The following is a 19,469-nucleotide window of genomic DNA, read 5'->3' on the forward strand; positions in this document are numbered from 1 at the left end:
CGGAAGGGCGGTACGACCTTGTTCGACTACGTGATCGTGGGAGCGGGATCGGCCGGCTGTGTGCTGGCCGCGCGCCTGAGCGAGGACCCCGACATCAGTGTTTGCCTTATCGAGGCGGGGCCCGCGGACACCTTCGACAGAATCCACGTCCCCTCCACCTTCGGTCATCTGTTCCGAACCGAACTGGACTGGGACTACCACACGCACGAGGAGCCACACCTGGGGCGCCGGAAGGTCTACCTGCCAAGAGGACGTGTCCTCGGCGGGACCAGCTCCATCAACACGATGATCTACGTCCGGGGCAACCGAGCCGACTTCGACGGCTGGGGACAGGAAGGGTGGGCCTACGACGACCTCATGCCCTACTTCCTGCGCGCTGAGGACAACGAGCGGGGGGCGTCGAGGTTCCACGGGACCGGTGGTCCGCTCTCCGTCTCCGAGAACCGCTCCCGCAACCCTATGTCCACGGCCTTCCTGGAGGCCGCGGGTCAGGCGGGGCACCCCGCCAACGACGACTTCAACGGAGAGGAACAGGACGGCTTCGGCTTCTTCCAGCTCACGCAGAAGGACGGCATGCGGTGCAGCACCGCGACCGCGTACCTGCACCCGGCCGCGGGTCGGCCCAACCTCACCGTACGAACCGGTACCGGCGTCCACCGCGTCCTCATCGAGGACGGGCGGGCCACCGGGGTCGTCGTGGGCGGCGAATCGGGTGAGGAGGTGATCCGTGCCGAACGCGAGGTCCTGCTGTGCGGCGGAGCGTACAACTCGCCCCAGTTGCTCATGCTCTCCGGGGTGGGTCCCGCCGACGCCCTGACACCTCTGGGTATCGGCGTAGTGGCCGACCTTCCCGGCGTGGGATCAGGGCTCCAGGACCACCTGCTGCTCCCCCTCGTCTACACCCACGACCATCCGATCAGTCTCCTCACGGCCGGCTCACCGGAGAACCTCCGTCGCTTCCAGGAGGACCGGTCCGGTCCCATGACGTCCAACGGTCCGGAGGTCGGCGGTTTCGTGCGAACGCGCGCGGACCTGCCCGCACCCGACGTGGAGTTCCTGACCGCCCCCATCATGTTCGCTGACAGCGGCCTGGCCGCACCGACCGGGCACGCACTTTCATTCGGGCCGTCCATGCTCACCCCGGCGAGCCGGGGCAGGGTGGAGCTGGCCAGCGACGTCCCCACAGCCAAACCGCGCATCGTGCACAACTACCTGGACGCCCCCGAGGACATGGACTCGGCCGTCGAGGCCCTGCGCATCGGCTTGGAGATCGCCCGGCAGGACGCGCTGCGCGACTACACGAAGACCCCGTACCGGGTCCCCGCCTCCGAGTCGACGGACGACCTGCGGGAGTTCGTACGGATGTACGCGCACTCCATCTACCATCCTTCGTCCACCTGCGCGATGGGCCGTGTCGTCGACTCCGACCTACGGGTCAGGGGGGTGGAGGCCCTGCGCGTCGCCGACGCTTCGGTCATGCCCACCCTGGTGCGGGGCAACCCCAACGCTGCGACGATCACGATCGCGGAACGGGCCGCGGACCTCGTCCGCGGCGTCGCCGGAGCTTCGACCAAGGCCTGAGACCGCCGAACCCAACCACGCGAACGCGGGGCCGCCGACACGGTGTCGGCGGCCCCGCCCGGTTCAGGAGGGCTCCGCTACAGCATCTCCCGTCTCGTCCCTCTCGTCCTTGCCTTCGCTCCCCTCACCGTCCCCTCCAGCCGAGGCCGGCGGCACGTGCCTCAGTGCCAGGGTGATGACCAGGGCGAACAGGGTCAGGAGCACGGCGCCCGCGATGGAGACCGTGTTCAGCCCGTCCATGAACGCTGCCCGCGCCGTGTCCAGCAACGCCGTGGCCTCGGCGGCTGGGAGGGACTCCGCGGCAGCCCCCGCCCCGGCGAGGGAGCTCGCGCCGGGGGTACCGGACATCTGGCTCTGATAGACGGCGGTACCGACACTGCCGAGCACAGCGATACCGAGCGCGATGCCGAACTCGCCGCTGCTCTCGGACATCCCGGCCGCGGCCCCGGCCTTTTCCTCGGGTGCCGAACTGACGACCAGGTCGGTACCCAACGCCCCCATGGGGCCCGTCCCGAAGTAGACGAGCGAGTAGCCGAACACCAACAGACCGAGACCGCCCACCGGCCCCACGAAGGCCAGGAGCACGCATCCGGCAGCGCCGAACAGCATGCCCGCGGCGATGACGTAGGCGGGACGGACCCACTCGATCAGCACGGGAGCGGACATGGATCCGAGGATCATGCCGCCCGCGGCGGGGAGCAGCCACAGGCCGGCGGTCAATGGGGGCATCCCGGCGACCAGCTGGAGGTACTGGGTGACGAACAGGGAGACGCCGGCCACCGTGAAGGTAGCCATGAGGATGCCGACCAGGGCCGCGCTGAAGGACCGGTTCTGGAAGAGGGTCAGATCCAGCAGCGGATTACTCAGTCTCTGCTGACGCACCACGAACAGCACACCCATGACCGCACCGAACGTGAGGACGGCCAGCGGAACCGGCGTGAGGCCGCCGGAGGCGATCTCCTTCAGCCCGTAGATCACCGGCAGCACGGCGGCCAGGATCAGGGCGGTACTGGGCAGGTCCAGACGGGCCATGCCCTTGGCCGGGGTCTCCGGCAGCAGGAACGGTCCGACGGCCAGGAGCAGCACCATGACCGGGACTCCGGCCAGGAAGACCGATCCCCACCAGAAGTACTGGAGGAGCACACCGCCCACGATCGGCCCCACGGCGAACCCGACCATGAAGCAGCTCATCCAGACGGCGACCGCGACGCTCCGCTGGCGCGCGTCCTGGAAGATGGTCCGTACCAGGGCCAGCGTGCAGGGCATCAGGCTCGCCCCGGCGATACCGAGGAGCGCCCTGGTGAAGACGAGCATCCAGGCACTGGTGGAGTAGGCCGCGGCCACCGAGGCGACGGCGAAGAGGACAGCTCCGATGAGCAGGAGTCTGCGGCACCCGATCCGGTCGCCGAGCGTTCCCATGATCAGTAGGAAACCGGCGATCATGAATCCGTAGATGTCGGTGATCCAGAGCAGCTGCACCCCGGTGGCCCCGAGGTCCGCCGTCAGGTGCGGCAGGGCCAACAGGAGGATGCTCAGGTCGATGGAGAGCAGCAGTGTCGGGAGCGCGAGGACCGCAAGCGCGATCCAGTCCCTGGCGTGCGCTCGGGGTGCGGCACCCGTGGGCGCGGACGTGTTCTCGACCATGGCTTCTCAGCTCCCGTACTCGTCGCGCAGGCGCCACCAGGCGTAGGGGGAGTCCTGGGGGACGCCCTCGGGGCTGTCCTCCCATAGCTCCTGGCGGCCCAGCGGGGTGAGGTCGAGGAGGCTCCAGTTCGTACCCAGCTTCTCCACACCCCGCCCCTCGGTGAAATAGGTCCGGTAGACGGCGGCGTCATCTCGGATGAACACGCTCAGCCCGAAGTTGTCGCCCCCGCCGACGGTCACCCCCATGGCCTCGTTGAAACCGCCGCCGAACGACGAGTACCAAGGCACCGTCCACCCCATCCGCTCGCGGACGGCCGCGATCTCCGGGTACGGGGCCCTGGACACGAGGGCGAGCGTGGTGTCCCTGGCGTTCAGGTGTGCCGGGTCACCGAGGTTGTCCACGAACATGGAGCAGCCCTCGCACTGGTGGTCGGATCCCGGCGGGAGCATGAAGTGGTAGACGATGAGTTGTCGGCGGCCCTGGAAGAGGTCGGTCAGGGAGTACTCCCCGCCCTCCCCCTCGAACACGTGGCCCTCGTCGATCCGGACCCCGGGCTGGCGTCGGCGTTCGGCCGCCAGCCTGTCCTGGGCCCGCGTCAACTCCTTCTCCGCGGCCATCAGCTCCTCGTGCGCTTTGTTCCACTCGGCCGGTGAGACCGCATCAGGCATACGCATGGTGTTCTCCGTCAGAAGGTGGTCCGGAGCGGGTCGGTGACAGCGTGGAGACCAGCCCGCTGGTCTCCACGCTGTCACCCCGCCCTTACGATCGGCTGCCCGTTCGGCTTACGGTGCGCCCCGCCGGGCCGTCAGAGTTCGGTGCTGGTGGCCTTGGAGTTCTGGTAGGCGGCGATGAGCCACCCGCCGTCCCGGCGGACCATCACGCAAGTAGCGAAGAAGGCCAGATCGGCTGTCTCGGGGGGGAGTCCCGGAACCTCGACCCTGCCACGGGTGAAGACCAGGGCGACGCCCTCGCCCACGAACCTGACGTCCAGGGGCTCGACCACGACACCGGTCCCTTTGTAAGGGCCCTCGAACCCCTGGGCCATGAACCCCCGGATTCCCTCCCGTCCGCGCATGTAGGCGTCACCGATGAGAGCGGCGCCCTCGTCGAAGTGGTTCGCGAACGCGTCGGCGTCGTTATCCGCCCAAGCGGCCTCCACCCCCCTCACGACCGCCCGCACTGCCGCTTCCTCGTCACTGCCGCCCCACACCGTGTCCTTGTCCTGGACCATGTGCTGGTTCTCCTCTCCTGCTGGCTCCGGTGGGCGTGAGCGCCCGCCGTCTGCCCCCCATGCTTGTGCCGGTCACGGAAGCGGACGTCTCCTCTCTTGCTGGGAGGGCCACCGGGTAGCGGGCGCACAAGCGGGAGGAAGCCAGAACGGCCCCGATGGCCTCAGGATGGCTCCGGACGTCCCCTGCCCCGAACCGGAGAGGAACGCAAGTGACCGTCTCTTCCCGCCTTCCACGGCCCTCGCCCCCCTGGGCCGTGCGCAACCCCGCCCTCGTGACCGCTGCCCTCGTCGTGTCCCTTCTCCTTCCCTCCGCGAACGCCAGCTCCGATTCCCGGCCAGCCGTGTCCGACCCTCCCGGTACCGGAGCACCCGCCGTCGGGGAGACCCTGCTGCCGACCGGCGACACCGTTCGACGGCTACCGGAGTCAGGAGCCGTATCCGTGGACCCCGGTGAGGGGCGCGACGGCACCCGCTTCACTACCGTTCGCCTCGGTGACCGCTCCTACGTGCTGCCGTCGGACGTCCACGGTTCGGTCTCCGCGGCCGAGGGCGCCGCCGGGGCCTACGAGCTGACCGAGGGGGCGCCAGCCCCCCTGCCCTCGGCGGATCGGGGCTGCGGAGAGGGACGGGAGGCCTGCCACTCGCTCACCGTCCACCACACGGGGCCGGACGGTGAGACCACCGACGAGGCGGCCTCCATGGTCTTCGGGCTGGACGAGCAACTGGTGGAGTTCGGAGCGGATGCGGCTGAGGTCAGATTCGACCTCCCGGAGGGCCGCTACATGTTGGTCACCGACATCACCGATTTCGACGACCCCGATGCCGACTGGCACCGGCTGGTGCGCACCCTCCTCGTGCTCGACGGGGACACCGAACTGCGTATGGACGCCACCACGACCAGACCCGTCGGGACCGTCCTGGGGGACCCCCGAGCAGAGGCGGTCTTGGTGGAGGTCGGGGTGGGGAACCGGACGGGTGCCGTCCCGGTGAGCGTCTCCCTCAGGGGTGACGACTTCTCCGGCCTGTACACGGCCGGGGTCGAACCGGATGAGGGTACTCAGGGAGGGACCGAGGGCCTCACCTCTTTCGTCGCCTCCACCTGGGCACACCCGAACACCGACGGCTCCTACCTCGGCTCACCGAGCACCTATCACCTTCTGGACACCATCGAGGGCTCCTTCCCCACCGGCTACGACAGGACGGTGGAACCGGAAGACCTGGCCTCCGTCACCGCCGAACACCTGTCGCAGACCCCGGGGAACGGAGCGACGAAGGCGATATTCGGCACGGCGCCCGGTGTGGACCACACGGCGACTCTCTTCCTGCCGCACGCGCTCCCCTCCTCCACCACCCATCTGCTGGAGCCCGGAGACGCAGAGTGGAGCAGCGCGTTCGGAGAGAACCGCGAGAACGAGGCCGGGCGGGTCGAGGACGTCACCGCGCTCGGTTCGGTGGCACGCTCCTACGAGGCGGGGCACCAGTACGAGGAACGGTGGAACGCCGCGGTGGTGGGGCCCATGTTCCTGTGGTCCGAGCACGCCGTACGGACCGGCAACGAGCTGTGGTTCGGCATGCCCATGTACTCCGACCAGGACATGCACCAAGGTGGTTCGCGGACCGACTCCGCCTCGATCCGGCTTTACCAGGACGGTGGACTCGTCGCGGAGTCGGAGACCGGGCACCTGAGCGCCGAACTGCTCCCCGGCACGAGTGAGCTGCGGTTGGAGAGCCGTACCTCGCGTCCGTCCGTGTCTGACTTGTCCACCCGGGTGGAGGCCGCTTGGACGGTCGCCTCCACCGAACCGGGGGCGGAACCGCAACGCCTGCCCCTCTGGGTCGTTCGCTACCAGCCGGAGGTCGACGAGTGGAACTCGGCGCACGCCCGAGGTGTGCTCCGCCTCCCGCTCTCCGTCGACTCACAGCCCGGATCCGCGGCTGGCACCGTCGAGGAGCTGACCATCGAGTCATCGACCGACGACGGCCGCACCTGGGAGCCGGCCCGGGTCGTACCGCACGGGACCGGTGCGTACACCGCGATCATCCGGCTCCCCCGGCACGGGGCCGAGTACCTCTCCCTGCGAGCCGGGCTCACCGATTCCGACGGCAATTCCCTGGAGCAGACGATCGAGCGCGCCCTGCGGCTGGCCGGCTGACTCCGCCCCGCACACCGAACCATACGACACCGGAGGTCCCCGTGAAACTCTCTCGTTCCATGACCCTGACGGTCTGCGCAGCAGTGGTGGCCGCTCCGTTCCTGTGGGCGGCACCCGCTTCGGCCAGTCCATCGCCGACCGCCGCCCTTCCCTCGTGCCTGTCCGTTCCGGACGACCCCGCGCTCTCGGCCGAGGGCACTCACGTGAGCACAACCGCGCGCAGCACCTGCGGGGCACCGACCGTTCTGTGGCTGGTGCGTGTGGCCACACCGACACAACCCCGCGTGGTGGAGGAGCGCTTCGTCTTCCCGGGTGCCGAGGCGTCGGTCAGGCTCGACTGCCGCAGGAGCGGCACCCATTCCTACGAGGCCGTGGTCTGGGACCCGAACATGATGTTCAACCGCGTGTCCGCAACGGTCACCCTCACGTGCTGACCGACCCTGACCTCCGCTGATGCGCCGAGCGACCGGGGCAGGCGAGTGCGAACGCCTGCCCCGGTTCGAGACCGCGCCCCTCAGCGAAGACGACTTCGAAGGACGCGTCACCGAGTTCGCGCCGCAACACGCCCTCGACCCGTCGGACATCACCGTTCTCCGCGTCCGGCAGCGGAGCCCCGACGGACTCCCGTGTGGCGTGGGCGGCACCCAGCAACCGGGCGGAGACGGTATGGCGACCCTTCGCAGCCATGGCGGACGCGATCCCCTCCAGGGAGAGTGCGAGAGCCCGGGGGTCCCCGACCCTGGCAGCCGCCGCGTACCCCTGTTCTTGGAGCCGGAGTCCGTCACCGACACGGCCCTGGACTTCGGCAACGAGTCCGAGTTCGACCAGGAGCAGCGAGTCCACCACGTCGGTGTCCACTTCGGAGCGGCGGTTCCACGCGAGCACCTCGTCCAGGTGCTCGCGAGCCTGTTCGTACTCCCCCTCCCGGCGCGCCCCGAGCCCCAGGCCGATCCGAGCGAACAGTTCGCCCACCTTGTAACCGCAGTCGACCGCGAGTCGGACGGCCCGCTCATGGTGTTCCCGGGCTCCGGCGTAGTCCTTCTCCAACAGATCGAGTCTGGCCAGGCCGGTGACGGCATCAGCCTCCTCGGGCCACATTCCGAGGTTGCGCGCTCGTCGGGCGCTGTCCCGGTGCAGCTCCCGAGCCCGGTCGTAGTCCCCGGCGGCCTCGGACAGAGAGGCGAGGACGAAGGAGGCATGACCGACGCCCCAATCGTCCCCGAGTTCGGAGAACAGCTGTCGGCCCTGCTCCCCACAGCCGCGCGCGGCTGCCAAGTCCCCCCGAGACAGCGCCTGGCCCGCCAGAACGCATGACGCGGCCGCCTCGGTCCAACGGTCCCCCGACTCCCGTGCCCCTACCAGCGCACGTTCGGCCAGGGGTTCCCCCGCTGTATCACCACCGGTGCTGAGCAGGGCGTGGGCGAGAAACCACAAGGTCCGGTACGAACAGGCCGGCTCCGCGACCAGCAGTCGCCCCACGATCTGCCCCACCCGGCCGTCCGTGTCCGCACCGGCCCCGTCCAACAGGGCCAGGCCGAGCCAGCAGCCGTCCACGTCGTCCCGCGGGGCCGGAGGCAGGGCCGCGGCCTGGTCCGAGAGCCGGTGAAGCAGGTCCCGCCCCTCGGCCATCCTGCCCCGAAGCATCCAGTACCAGGTCAACGGCTCAGCCAGCTCCCAGGCCGCGCCCGCCTCCTTCATCCGCAGGGCGGATTCCAGAGCCACCCGGAAATTCGACGACTCCGCGTCCAGTCGGGCCAGGGCCTCCCGCTGACCGCTCCCTCGGAGCTGTGGCGCGGTACGGCGGACCAGCGAGGTCTGGTGCTCCCAATGGCGTCGGGACACCGGCTCCCGCTCGCCGGACTCATCCAGTCGTTCGGCGGCGTACGCGGAGATCGTCTCCAGGAGACCGAAACGCCTCGTCCCACGCACTCCCGCGCCGCCGTCAGGCCGCACGGAGGTGACCAGGGAACGGTCGACCAGCCGGGCCAGCGCACCGGCCACGGCTTCGGTCCGGACGCCGCCCCCGGAACACACGGCCTCGGCGGACGCCAGGTCACAGCCTCCGGAGAACACGGAGAGGCGTCGAAGCACCGCGCGTTCATCATCCCCAAGCAGGTCCCAGCTCCAGTCGATGACCGCACGCAGCGTACGCCTGCGACGTCCGGACACGGCTCTTGCGCTGTCCAGCAGGTGGAACCGGCCGTCGAGGCGTTCGAGCACCTCGGCCACGCCCAGGGAGCACACGCGGGACGCCGCCAATTCCAAAGCGAGGGGGAGCCCGTCCAGTCGTCGGCACAACGCCACGACATCAGCCGCGTTGCTCCAGTCGAGGGTGAACCCGTGGCAGGCCGCCGCGGCGCGTTCCACGAACAAGCGAACGGCGGGACTGCGCGCGGCCGAATCCGGGTCCGGTGCGGCCTCCGGGTCGGGCAGGTCCAGCGGGGGGACCTGGTAGCGGCGCTCCGGTGGCAGCGCCAGGGGCTCCCGGCTCGTCAACAGCACCCGCGCTTCGGGGACGTAGCCGAGCAACCCGCCCAGCAGCGCCGCGAGCGGTTCGACCACGTGTTCTCCGTTGTCCACAACCAGGAGGACGTCTCGTCCGGCGAGGGCCGCCACCACAGCCTCCTCGGCGGTCACGGGCCCGGTGCCCTTTCTGAGGTCCAGGGCCAGCGCCAACTTCGCAACGAGGGGCCCGGTGTCGGAGGGCTCCGCCGAGGTGGCGAGGTCGGCAAGTTCGACGTACACCACGTCGCGTCCGGCGTCGGCCTCCAGAGCGGCCACCTCCAGGGCGAGCCGCGTCTTTCCCACACCTCCGGGGCCGACCAGGGTGATGAGCCGGTGACCCACCAGGAGTCGTCTGAGGTCGTCCAGCAAACCGTCCCGTCCCACCAGGCGGGTGAGAGCGCGTGATAGGGCACGCGGGGTCCGGGACGGCTTCGGCCCGGGTGCGTGCGCTGGGAACAGGTCACCTCGCAGGATCGAACCCTGGAGGTCGCGCAACCGCTCCCCGGGTTCGAGACCGAACTCCTCAGCCAGCCGGGAACGGAGGCGAGCGTAGCTGTCCAGGGCTTCGCTCCGGCGGCCCGCGTGGTACAGCGCGGTCATCTGAGCGGCGCGCAGGCGTTCCCGCAGGGGGTACCGGACCACCAGTTCTTCGAGTTCACCGATGACCCGGGCGTGTTCTCCCGCCTCGACCAGGGCCTCCGCCCTGGCTTCCAGCGCTTCCACGCGCTCCTCGTCCAGCCTGCTGGCGGACGCGCGGATCACCGACTCGTCCTCGAAGTCAGCGTAGGCCGGTCCCCTCCACAGGTCCAGTGCACGGGTCAGGACCTTGGCACGGGCCGCGGGGGCGTCCTGCCCGCGCGCCTCGTTCACCAGGTCGAGGAAGCGCCAGGCGTCCACCCCCTCACGTCGCACCGCGAGGAGGTAGCCGGCGTCCCTGAGGGCGACCAGCTCCCGGGCTCCGGTCTCGGCCTGTTCCAGGGCCCGCCTCAGTTGTGAGACCTTGGCGTGCAGGGCGGCACTCGGGTTCTCGGGCGGGCTGCCCTCCCAGATGTCCTCGATCAACCGTGAGGGAGAGACCGGACGCCCCTCCGCGAGGATCAGGGAGGCCAGCAGCGCCCGGACCTTGCGCCCCGGGACGGTGACCCGCTCGCCCGGTTCCGTCCACACGGCCACCGGGCCGAGAACTCCGAATCTCATAGGCTTCCGAAGACACGTTGCTCGGCCAGGGAGCCGACACGTGTCCCTTCCCTCCGCACTCGGCGCCGACGCGTGCGGTCTCGCCGCAGCTTTCGCTGCCACGTTACTCCGGTAAGGGGTCGGCGACCAGCGTTCGCTCCGAGCCGCGAACGCTGGTCGCCGATGCGGAACGGGCCGCCCCGAGGGAACCGGATCGGCGTCGGGACCTGCCTGGGACCCGAGGCCGTGGTGATCAGCCCTGACCTGTGGCGAACTGGCCCGGCTTGCGGCCCTCACCGGCGGGACCCCGGTAGGCCTGGGCGATGTCCAGCCAGTGGTCGGCGTCCGCGCCGATCGCGCTCACCTCAAGGTCGTCGCGGTGGCGGCGCCGCGTCACCAGGAGGCAGAAGTCGGCAGCCTCCCCCGTGATCCGCTGCTCGGCTTCGGCGGGGCCGAACTCCCATTTGCCGCCGGAGGGCGAGGTGAGCTCGTAGCGGAACTCGGTGTCCGGCGGGGTGATCCCACGGGACTGGTAACCGAACTCCCAGGTCAGAATGGCGAAGCCCACCACGTTGCCGATCCGGTCGGTGCGTTCGGGGGTGACCCCCAGGGCGTCGGCGATGTCCTGGCCATGGGCGAGGACCTCCATCATGCCCGCGCAGGCGAGAACCCCCGGAGGAATCGGGCGCACGAGCCAGGGCAGCGGTTGGTCGGCGGGAGCGGCGGCGAGCGCCTCGACCGCGAAGTCACGGTCGGCGCGCCAGCGGGCGAGCAGCTTCTCCGGGTCGTCCAGGGGGTAGGCCGCCAGGACCGCGTTGACGGCGCCGTCGAAGTCCTCGCTGGCCTTGGCCGTCATGGCGGCGAAGGCGTCGGCGTCCGAAGCGGCGGTTCCGGCCAGCCGGAAGACGAAGCACAGGTGGGCGACCTGGTGGGCCACGGTCCACCCGGGAGCCGGTGTCTGCCGGGCCCAATCGGCTGGCTCCAGGTCGGCCACCAGGGCGTCGATCTGCGCGGACTCGGCGGACAGGTGCTCGATGACGGTGGGCAGTTCCGTGATGACGTTGGGGAGGTTGTTCACGGCTGGTTCCTCTCGTTCTCCGTTGGTTCCTGGAGGGGGTCGGTCAGGGAGCGCGGGTGCGCTCGCCCGTCGGTTCGGAGGGTGTGTCGGGCCGCTGTCATGGAAGCCCAGGTGACGACGCGGACGAGGGTCGCGTCATCGGTTCCGACCTCCCGGCAGGCAGCGACGGTGTCGTCACCCACCTGGTAGGAGGCCCTGGCGGTGAGCAGGGCGAGGCGGCCGACCGGGCGGTCAGCCGCGGGAAGGGCCCGCTCCGGTTCCTCGGTCCAGGAGCGGCTGACGCCGGCGGGACCCGTACCGTGCTCTTCGAGGTGGCGTTGGAGCAGGTCCCGGACGGTATCGGGGACGGCGCGGGATCCGGCGGCGTCGATGGTCGCGGTCGCCGCGGTCAGGGCGCGCAGTGTCCGGGGGGCCGCCACGGCCCAGCCCAGGTCTTCCGGGACCGGGGCCCGCCGTGCCGTTTCGGGCAGCAGGTCGAGGGCCGTCCCCGGGGTCGCACGTGTGGCTCCCGAGGCGATGGCCGCTCCCGTGGCGCGACGCAGCGGCCCCCGCATCGCCGCGGGGGCGAAGGCGGGCAGGGGAGAATCGGGCAGGAAGACGTTGACCAGGCGGTTGATGTGCTCGAACGTCAGGGCGACGGCGTCGAGTTCGGCCCGTACCGTGCGGTCGCCGGTGGGCAGGGCCCGCGGGTCGCCCCCTCCCCCGCCCGGTTCGAGCGAGCCGAGCGTAGCGCCGTGCACCTCCACGCAGTAGGGGCAGGTGTTGCCCCGGGAGACGGCTGTGGCCACCGCCTCCCGGGTGGAACGCGAGGCTCGCCCGGCGACCAGCAGCGACTCGCGCAGCGCCACCCAGGTGGCCGCCGCGCACTCGGGGGCGGGTGTGAGCAGGGCGACAGGCGGGGCCAGGACACCGAAATCCCGTTCCAACTGCCGGTAGAGGTCCGCGATGCCGCCGCGGGCCCTTCGCGGTGCAACGGGCCGCACGTGGCGTACGTCCTTCAGGGATCTTCTGACCGCGGCTCTCAGAGCGGTCCGGAACACGGGGCCCTCCCGGGGGTCGGTGACGGAGGCCGTGATCCTCAGGTCCTCTGTGCGGTCAGCTTGAGGACGTTCCCGCGCCCCGACGTGGCGCCGTCGGGGGCGGGAGCGCCGTAGGTGACGTCGACACCGCGTTCGCGGGCGGCCTCGACGATGCCCGGCACCGAGCGTTCGGCCAGGGCGGCGATGGTCATGGCCGGATTGACCGTCAGGGCGCCGGGAACGGCGGAGCCGTCGGTGACGAAGATCCCGGGGTGGCCGCGCAGCTCGTGCCGGTCGTCCAGGGCCGAGGTGTGCGGGTCGTCGCCGATCCGGCACGAGGCCAGCGGATGGACGGTGTAGGCGCCGACCAGGTCGTTGGTCCAGGGGGCGACGCTGGCGATCCCGTCCTTTTCCAGGATCTCCTTGACCTCGGCGTCCGACTGTTCCCATCCCCTGAGGGTGTTCATGGTGGGGCGGTAGCTGAGCGAGCCCCTGCCGAGCATCTGCTGGGAGAGCCGGGTCGCGTTTCCGGTGGGCGGAGGAGCGCCGAAGACCCCCTCGTTGTCGTCCTCGCTCATGGTGAAGACGATCAGCCACGACTTCCAGCGGCGTAGCATCTCCTTCTTGTCCGCACCGAACCAGGCTGGTGCCGGGGCTCCGGGGACCTGGGCCAGGATGGTGCCCAGCGCGGGCGGGAAGTAGAGCTGTTCCAGGGAGTAGCGGGAGTACTCCGGCAGCGAGGCGTCCAGCCGGTCCCAGTTGGCCACGCAGGGCCCCTTGCCGATCTGGAAGGCCTCGTAGGCGCGATCTTCGTCCCGGGAGAGTCCGAGGACGTCGCGGACCCGGTCCTCGTTGACCACGGCCGTGTTGAGGCGTTCACCGTTACCGGAGAAGTAGCGGCCGACGGCGTGGGGCATGGTGCCCAGGTCGGCCTCGGACCGTTTGAGGATGACGGGTGTGGCGCCGGCGCCCGCGGCGAGCACCACGACCTTGGCGTCGATACTGCCGGAGTCCGTCCTGATGCGGTAGTCGTCCTCGTCGATGACGTCGTAGTGCACCCGGTAGCCGCCGTCGACCTTGCGCTCCACCCGCTGGACCTCGTGGAGGGGCCGTATGCTCGCCCCGTGGGCGAGCGCGGCGGGCAGGTAGTTGAACATCAGGGACTTCTTGGCTTCGAAGCGGCAGCCCGCCATCATCCAGTTGCAGTTGACGCAGGTGTCCTTGTCGATCGCGACCGGGACGGGGTTGGCCGTGCGACCGGAGTGGTCGCAGGCCGCGCCCCACAGACCGCCCGCGTAGCTGACGTCGCTCCAGTCCTGGGTGCGCACGCCCATCGCCTCGGCTACCCGGTCGTACCAGGGATCGAGGGTGTCCCTCGTGATGGCCTGCGGCCACATGCGCCGCCCGATGGAGCCCCGGCGGTCGAAGACGAACCGGGGGGCGCGCGGCAGCGCGGCGAAGTACACCATGCTCCCGCCGCCCACGCAGTTGCCGCCCAGGATGCTCATCCCGTCGCCCACGGTGAAGTCGAAGGCCCTGGTGTAGGAGGAACCGAGGAGGAAGTCGTGCTCGAACTCCTCGCTCTCAAGCCAGGGGCCGCGCTCGAGCACGGTGACCCGCGCCCCGCCCGCCGCGAGGTGGTAGGCGGTGATGGCGCCGCCGAAACCGCTGCCGACGACGAGCACGTCGGTACTGTCCTTGACGCTCATGCGGGGCTCCCCGAGGAAGTGGTGTCCGAGTGGAGACGGGCCAGCGGCCTGCCGTAGGAGTACTCCTTGAAACGCAACAGGCCGTCCGCGTCGGGAGCGGCGAACCCCATGGCCCGCAGGCCCGGGTGCCCGGCCGCGATGGCGGCGGGGGTACTGGTGTGGGCCGCGCTGTCGTAGGCCATGTTGCAGAAGAGCGCCAGCATCACCCAGAACTCCTTCTCCGGATGGCCTGGCGAGGTGAGTGCCGTGACCAGTGCGGTCCGTTCCTCGAAGGGCAACTGGACGAAGGGCGGCGCTTCCCCGGTCAGTTCCAGGCCGCGCAGTCCGGCGTGGTGTTCGGCGTGGTCGTTGAGCAGGCCGACGAACTCGCCCAGGCCGGAGGTGACCCCGGTGGCCGGGGTCCGCAGGAGTTCCAGCGCGCCCGCCTCGACCGCTCCCGCGTCGTGCGAGCGTCCGGCGATCATCACGTCGTCCGGTGTGCGTTTGGCGCCGGGGAGGATGGTGTCGGCGAACGCCTCCAGTGTTCGTGTCTCGATGTCTTCAGCGTCGGGGATGCCCTGGGGCATGGTCGTCTCCTCTGTGGGTGCGGAGTGGTGCGTGGGGCTGGCGGGCCGTGGCCGGGTCAGCCCTTCCGGGCCCGGCGGACCGTCATGGGCAGCCCTCCCTTGACCCGCAGCGAGAGCATGGGCTCGGGTACGGCCCGGTGCCCCGGTGCGAGCGTGAGGCGCAGTTCCCGGGAGACGGTCGCGAGGACGAAGACCGCTTCCAACATCCCGAGGTTGCTGCCGACGCACACCCGGGGGCCAGCGCCGAAGGGGATGTAGGCGTAGCGGTGCCGTCCGTCCCGGTTGGCGGAGTCGAAGCGCTCCGGGTCGAAACGCTCGGGGTCCTCCCAGGAGTCGGGGCGCCGGTGCAGCGTGTAGGGGCAGATCAGGACGTCCGATCCGGCGGGAACGTGGTATCCGCCCACCTCGTCGTCGGCCAGCGCCCTGCGAGGCAGGATCCACACCGGCGGGTACAGGCGCATCGTCTCCTGGACGACCTTCGTGGTGTAGGTGAGTTCGTGCAGGTCCTCGAAGGTCGGCGGTCGGTCGCCGAGGACCCGCACCGCCTCGTCGTGAAGCCGTTCGGCGGTGCCCGGATTGCGGTCCACCAGGTAGAAAGCCCAGCTCAGGGTGCTGGCGGTGGTCTCGTGTCCGGCCAGGAGCAGGGTGACCAACTCGTCGCGCACCCGGCGGGCGCGGGCCCGGGGGCTGGGCTCGGCCGCGGCGTCGGCGATCACCCGGGAGAGCGCGTCGTCGGCGCCCGCCGAGGGAACGTGGTCACGGACGAGACGGCCCACGATGCGCTGGAGCTCCCGGCGGGCGCGCCGGAACCTCGTCTGGGTGGGGAAGGGCAACCAGACGGGCAGCCCGTTCATCGTGACCATGTCGAACATGGCCTGGTCCTGGACGGCCTCGAAGGACTCGCCGATCGTGTCGAAGGCGTGGAGGTCGGTGTCGAGCAGAGTACGGCCCAGGACCCCCAGGGTCAGTCCGGTGGCCTCGGCGGCCACGTCCACGGGGCCGCTGCGGGAGCGCGCCCACAACCGGTCGACCAGGGCCGCGGCTTCCTTGGCCACGGTGTCGGCCTGACCGGCGATCCGCTGGTGGCCGAAGACCGGACGCATCGTCCGGCGCTGGGCCTTCCACAGTTCGCCCTCGCTGGTCAGGAGCCCGTTACCGAGCGCCCTCTTCGCGTGAACCTGGCCGATGCCCTTGTGGTAATTGCCGCTGTTCTCGGTCAGCACCCGTTTGGCGTGGTCGGGGTGGTTGAAGAAGTACAGGGTCTTGGGTCCCGCGACCATACGCACGGCGTCACCGTGGTTGTCGGTCGCCGTGCTCATCATCGCGAGCCGGTCCCCGAGCAGGTCGCGCAACATGGCGGGGGCTTCGGACAAAGGCGTACGCGGCGGATGGCGCAGGCCGGGGCTGGTCATGCCAGTCCCCCTTCGCGCGGGGCCAGCTCCCGGGCCAGGGCGGCCCGCCACACCTCGTACCTGGGGTAGGCGGTGTCGTCGTCCGGTCCTGCGGCGTCGGGGCGCAGTTCGCGCGAGGTACGGGCCGCGCTCCGCGCGTCCGTCCCGCAGAGCACGGCGGCACCGAGTTCGGTGTGGGGCACGAGGAGCCCGGCGCGGATCCTGGCCTCGGCGGCGAAGGCGCCGCCCTGCGCCAGGGAACCGCGGTGCGTGCCCGCGCGCTCCCGGAGCCGGTGGAGCTCGGCCTCGTCCGCTCCGCCAGCGTAGGTGGCGGCCAACCCGACCCCCGCGTAGAGATCGGGGCGGCGGGAGGCCGGGAAGCGCTCGACCAGTCCGGTGACCTGGTCGGGGTCGGTCCCGCCGACGAACCACAGGGCGCGGCCGATGCCCTGGTCCGCGGCCCGCAGCGCGTAGGCGCCATCCCCGGTCCACCGGGCCGCCCTGGGGTCACGGGCCTGCCGGTGCACGTACTTGTCGGTGTGGAAGTAGGCCTGGTGGAACCCGTAGCCGTCGTGCACCAGCCAGCGCAGCAGCGGGTCGAGACCGCTCAGGTCGGGCCACAGAGGTCTCGGCAGGCGGGCCATGGCCCAGCCGATCCCGACATAGGCCATGTACACGTGCGCCGCACCCGGGCCTCGGAGGAATGCCGCGGTCCGGCGGCTTCCGGGCAGGAGCCCGTCCAGGAGTGCGAACCCCATGGCCGCGCCCTCGTAGGCGAAGCCCTGGTAGCGGACGGGCAGCGCGGCCAGCCTTTCGTCGGTGGCGGCCGGCGAGCCGGTCTCCACCGCCTCCCCGAGACCGGCGAGGAAGGACTCCCCCACGGTCTCCAGAACCTGCCGTGCCTGCGGTCCCTTGTCGTGGAAACCCCGGGTCTCCACTGTCGTCTCGGATGCGTTGGGTGTCATCACCCGGCGCCTCAGGGCGCCCCACACGGTGGCCAACTGGTCCTCGCTCCCGTCGCTTCCGGATCGGTCTGTCCCCCATCCTTCTCGCGGTGGCGGGTTCGGATCTACTCAGGGATTGCCCTGCGGAGGAGGGCCGGGGTCCGGCGCACTCCAGAAGAAACAGCGGCGTACCCGAGCGCGCCACACCTCGTAGGCGGGTTCGGTGCCGCCGCCTCCCGGTTCGACGCGCTGCCGGTCGGCGAGCGAGGCCGCGGTACCGGAGTCCATACCGGTCAGTGCCTGGACTCCTACCTCCGTGTGTTCGGGCACGTGCCCGGAGAAGACTCGGGCCTTGGCCGCGAAGACCGCCCCTTGGAAGACGTGCGGCGCGTCCTCGCCCGCGAGGTCCAGGAGTGCGCGGATCTGCGCGGGGCTCGCGCCTCCCGCAAAGACCGCGGCAAGGCCGACCCCGCTCCACAGGTCGGGTCGGCGCTGCCGCGGGAAGCGCCCGACCGCGGCCGCGACCCCGTCGTGGCGTGCGCCGTGGACGAACCACAGTGCTCGTCCCAGCCCCTGGTCGAAGGCTCGGGGGAAGTACTCGGGCGCGCCTTCCCAGGGATAGGGCCTGGGTGTGCGCTGGCCGTCGATCCAGCGCGGGGCGTCGAAGTAGGCCAGGTCGAAGCCGTAGCCGTCGACCGCCAGCCAGCTCATGGTCGGATGGTAGGGGTTGCCCTCCAGGTCAGGCAGGATGTTCCGCCACAGCGGGCGGGGCAGGCGGGACATCGCGAAGCCGATGCCGATGTAGGTGAGGAACGTGTGGGGCAACGCGGGGCCGAGCATGAACTCACGGGTCCGGTCCCTCCCGCCGAGAGGGAGCGCGTCACGGATCGTGTACGCCATGGCGACGCCCTCGAAGGCGAACCCGCGCAGGTCGGGGGCGACCGTCTCCAACCGATGCTCCACCTCCCGGGGGTCACGGGCCTCGATCCCCCATTCGAATCCGCAGACCACGGCTTCGGGAATCCTCTCCAGGCGGCGTGCGGAGGGGGAGTCCCGACCGGGGAATCCCAGGTGCGCGAAGCCGACACGGTGGAGCGGCGGTGCGAGCAGCATGCGTCCGAGGGCGCCGACAGGGCGCGGACCGGCACCCATCTCAGGCGACGGTCTGACGGATGCAGGCGGAGCGGGAGAACTTTCCCTCCAGCGTGACCGACGGATCGGCCAAAGTGACGGCCAGCGGCGTGTCCGTCTCCTGGACCTCTTCCAGGGGCAGGTGTACGTAGGTCCGCAGTCCTCTGGCGATTCGGAGGGGGTGCCGGGTGGAGCTGAGGAACATCCTTCCGGAGCGTGTGCGGTCGCTCTTGGGCACGGCGACCGCGATGACCACGTGCGGCCCCGTGGGGACATCGGCGATGCTGAACTCCGCCCGGCCGGTGGCCGAGAAGACCTCGTAGGCAACAGGTGATCCCTGGGGGACCGCTTCGGGGAACACGGCGACGAGCACGTCGCTGGCTCCGGCCTCTTCGGGGAGGTCGAGCGTACCGCTGATCGTGTGGCAGGGGCCCGGAGCCCGCGGCTTCAGGAACCGCGCCCGGCGCATCTCGTCCGTACCGGGCAGACAGGAGTACTCGTGGGAGACGACCACAAGCAGTTCGGCCACCCTGGGGTCGCGGTACTGGGTAGGCGACATTCCCACCGCGCGGGTGAACCTACTAGTAAAGGTACCCACGCTGTTGTAGCCGACCCCGCACACGATGTCGGAGACGGTGAGGTCGGTCGTGAGTAGGAGCCGTTTGGCGGCGAACAGTCGCACGGAGGTCAGGTATCTGCCGGGAGGAACACCTGTCGCCCGCGCGAAGACCCGGGAGAAATGATAGGGGCTCACAAAGACCTCGGCGGCTATCTGGTTCAGCGTGAGTGCCTCTGTGTAGCGTTTGTGCATGGTGTTGATCGCTTGCCGGACGGACCTGTCCATTCTCTCCATACGATTCTCCCAGGCATAGCAGAGGGCGGGAAATTTTCCCATTAACCAGAACCATAAATCAAGGACTCAACACAGAGAGGCAGCAGCAAAAAACAGAGAGCGAAAACAGGCCGGGACGGACCTCCAGCGAAGGATAATTGATCCACCCAACCAATCGAACGGTAACTTAAACAAAGAAAGGAGCGCCAGCCTTCCATCCCAAACCAAGAGAAAACCACAATCACACTCGGAGGCAAGTACACCCCCGCGTGACCTCAACCCGAGGGCCGCGAAGCAATACTCATAGTTCCACCGAGCCAGAGCGGCAATCATCTCCCAGATTGCTCCATGGGGCAACAAAAAGGACAGACCGCCCCTCATTTACAACCGCAAGAGAAACACCGACAGTGACGCCGCGCCACCCTGAGTGATTGTCGATTGTGCGAGAAGCTAAGAAATCGCAATCATCGGGCAATTGATTCAGACAGAACCGGGTACTTATTTTGGC

The 19,469-nt window shown here is 70.0% G+C and carries 15 protein-coding genes; 3 read left to right on the forward strand and 12 right to left on the reverse strand.

Annotation, left to right across the window (positions count from 1 at the left end; translation table 11 throughout):
• The first annotated feature begins 18 nt into the window (after positions 1-18).
• The gene (locus HNR07_RS10070) at positions 19-1,581 is read left to right on the forward strand and encodes a GMC family oxidoreductase (protein ID WP_184364548.1); all 1,563 of its coding nucleotides are present in this window, start codon (positions 19-21) and stop codon (positions 1,579-1,581) included.
• 63 nt (positions 1,582-1,644) lie between these two features.
• Here the strand turns inward: HNR07_RS10070 and HNR07_RS10075 are convergent, their stop codons facing one another.
• From HNR07_RS10075 to HNR07_RS10085, 3 genes are all read right to left on the reverse strand, one after another.
• Positions 1,645-3,225: an MFS transporter gene (locus HNR07_RS10075; RefSeq protein WP_184364549.1), complete on the reverse strand. Its 1,581-nt coding sequence runs from the start codon at positions 3,223-3,225 to the stop codon at positions 1,645-1,647.
• Positions 3,226-3,231: 6 nt separating this feature from the next.
• Positions 3,232-3,900: a DUF899 domain-containing protein gene (locus HNR07_RS10080; protein ID WP_184364550.1), complete on the reverse strand. Its 669-nt coding sequence runs from the start codon at positions 3,898-3,900 to the stop codon at positions 3,232-3,234.
• A 131-nt stretch (positions 3,901-4,031) separates the two neighbouring features.
• Positions 4,032-4,457: an SgcJ/EcaC family oxidoreductase gene (locus HNR07_RS10085; protein ID WP_184364551.1), complete on the reverse strand. Its 426-nt coding sequence runs from the start codon at positions 4,455-4,457 to the stop codon at positions 4,032-4,034.
• Between the two features lie 341 nt (positions 4,458-4,798).
• Between HNR07_RS10085 and HNR07_RS10090 the strand changes: the two genes are divergently transcribed.
• On the forward strand, positions 4,799-6,610 hold the full coding sequence (locus HNR07_RS10090; RefSeq protein ID WP_184364552.1) for a hypothetical protein: 1,812 nt from the start codon (positions 4,799-4,801) through the stop codon (positions 6,608-6,610).
• A 59-nt stretch (positions 6,611-6,669) separates the two neighbouring features.
• Positions 6,670-7,044, forward strand: coding sequence for a hypothetical protein (locus HNR07_RS10095; RefSeq protein WP_184364553.1), 375 nt, complete (start codon positions 6,670-6,672; stop codon positions 7,042-7,044).
• Here HNR07_RS10095 and HNR07_RS10100 read toward each other — a convergent pair.
• The 9 genes from HNR07_RS10100 to HNR07_RS10140 form a co-directional block, all read right to left on the reverse strand.
• Positions 7,034-10,312, reverse strand: coding sequence for a BTAD domain-containing putative transcriptional regulator (locus HNR07_RS10100; RefSeq protein WP_184364554.1), 3,279 nt, complete (start codon positions 10,310-10,312; stop codon positions 7,034-7,036). The two genes, HNR07_RS10095 and HNR07_RS10100, sit on opposite strands and share 11 nt — an antisense overlap.
• Before the next feature lie 232 nt (positions 10,313-10,544).
• The gene (locus tag HNR07_RS10105; protein WP_312893721.1) at positions 10,545-11,369 is read right to left on the reverse strand and encodes a TIGR03084 family metal-binding protein; all 825 of its coding nucleotides are present in this window, start codon (positions 11,367-11,369) and stop codon (positions 10,545-10,547) included.
• Positions 11,366-12,352, reverse strand: coding sequence for a carboxymuconolactone decarboxylase family protein (locus tag HNR07_RS10110; protein ID WP_221318769.1), 987 nt, complete (start codon positions 12,350-12,352; stop codon positions 11,366-11,368). Before HNR07_RS10110 ends, HNR07_RS10105 begins: the two co-directional genes overlap by 4 nt.
• A 95-nt stretch (positions 12,353-12,447) precedes the next feature.
• Positions 12,448-14,097: an FAD-dependent oxidoreductase gene (locus tag HNR07_RS10115; RefSeq protein ID WP_184364555.1), complete on the reverse strand. Its 1,650-nt coding sequence runs from the start codon at positions 14,095-14,097 to the stop codon at positions 12,448-12,450.
• Positions 14,094-14,663 carry a DUF5987 family protein gene (locus HNR07_RS10120; RefSeq protein WP_184364556.1) on the reverse strand — a complete coding sequence of 190 codons (570 nt, stop codon included), beginning with the start codon at positions 14,661-14,663 and terminating at the stop codon, positions 14,094-14,096. Before HNR07_RS10120 ends, HNR07_RS10115 begins: the two co-directional genes overlap by 4 nt.
• Before the next feature lie 56 nt (positions 14,664-14,719).
• On the reverse strand, positions 14,720-16,075 hold the full coding sequence (locus HNR07_RS10125) for a cytochrome P450 (protein WP_184364557.1): 1,356 nt from the start codon (positions 16,073-16,075) through the stop codon (positions 14,720-14,722).
• Positions 16,072-17,019, reverse strand: coding sequence for a DUF1702 family protein (locus HNR07_RS10130; RefSeq protein WP_221318770.1), 948 nt, complete (start codon positions 17,017-17,019; stop codon positions 16,072-16,074). The genes HNR07_RS10125 and HNR07_RS10130 overlap by 4 nt, the downstream gene beginning before the upstream one ends.
• A 108-nt stretch (positions 17,020-17,127) precedes the next feature.
• Entirely contained in the window at positions 17,128-18,150 is a 1,023-nt protein-coding gene (locus tag HNR07_RS10135) for a DUF1702 family protein (protein ID WP_184364560.1), read from the reverse strand.
• A 1-nt stretch (position 18,151) separates the two neighbouring features.
• The gene (locus HNR07_RS10140) at positions 18,152-18,982 is read right to left on the reverse strand and encodes a helix-turn-helix transcriptional regulator (protein WP_312893723.1); all 831 of its coding nucleotides are present in this window, start codon (positions 18,980-18,982) and stop codon (positions 18,152-18,154) included.
• Positions 18,983-19,469: the final 487 nt, after the last annotated feature.

This window comes from Nocardiopsis metallicus, assembly GCF_014201115.1.
Lineage (GTDB): Bacteria > Actinomycetota > Actinomycetes > Streptosporangiales > Streptosporangiaceae > Nocardiopsis > Nocardiopsis metallicus.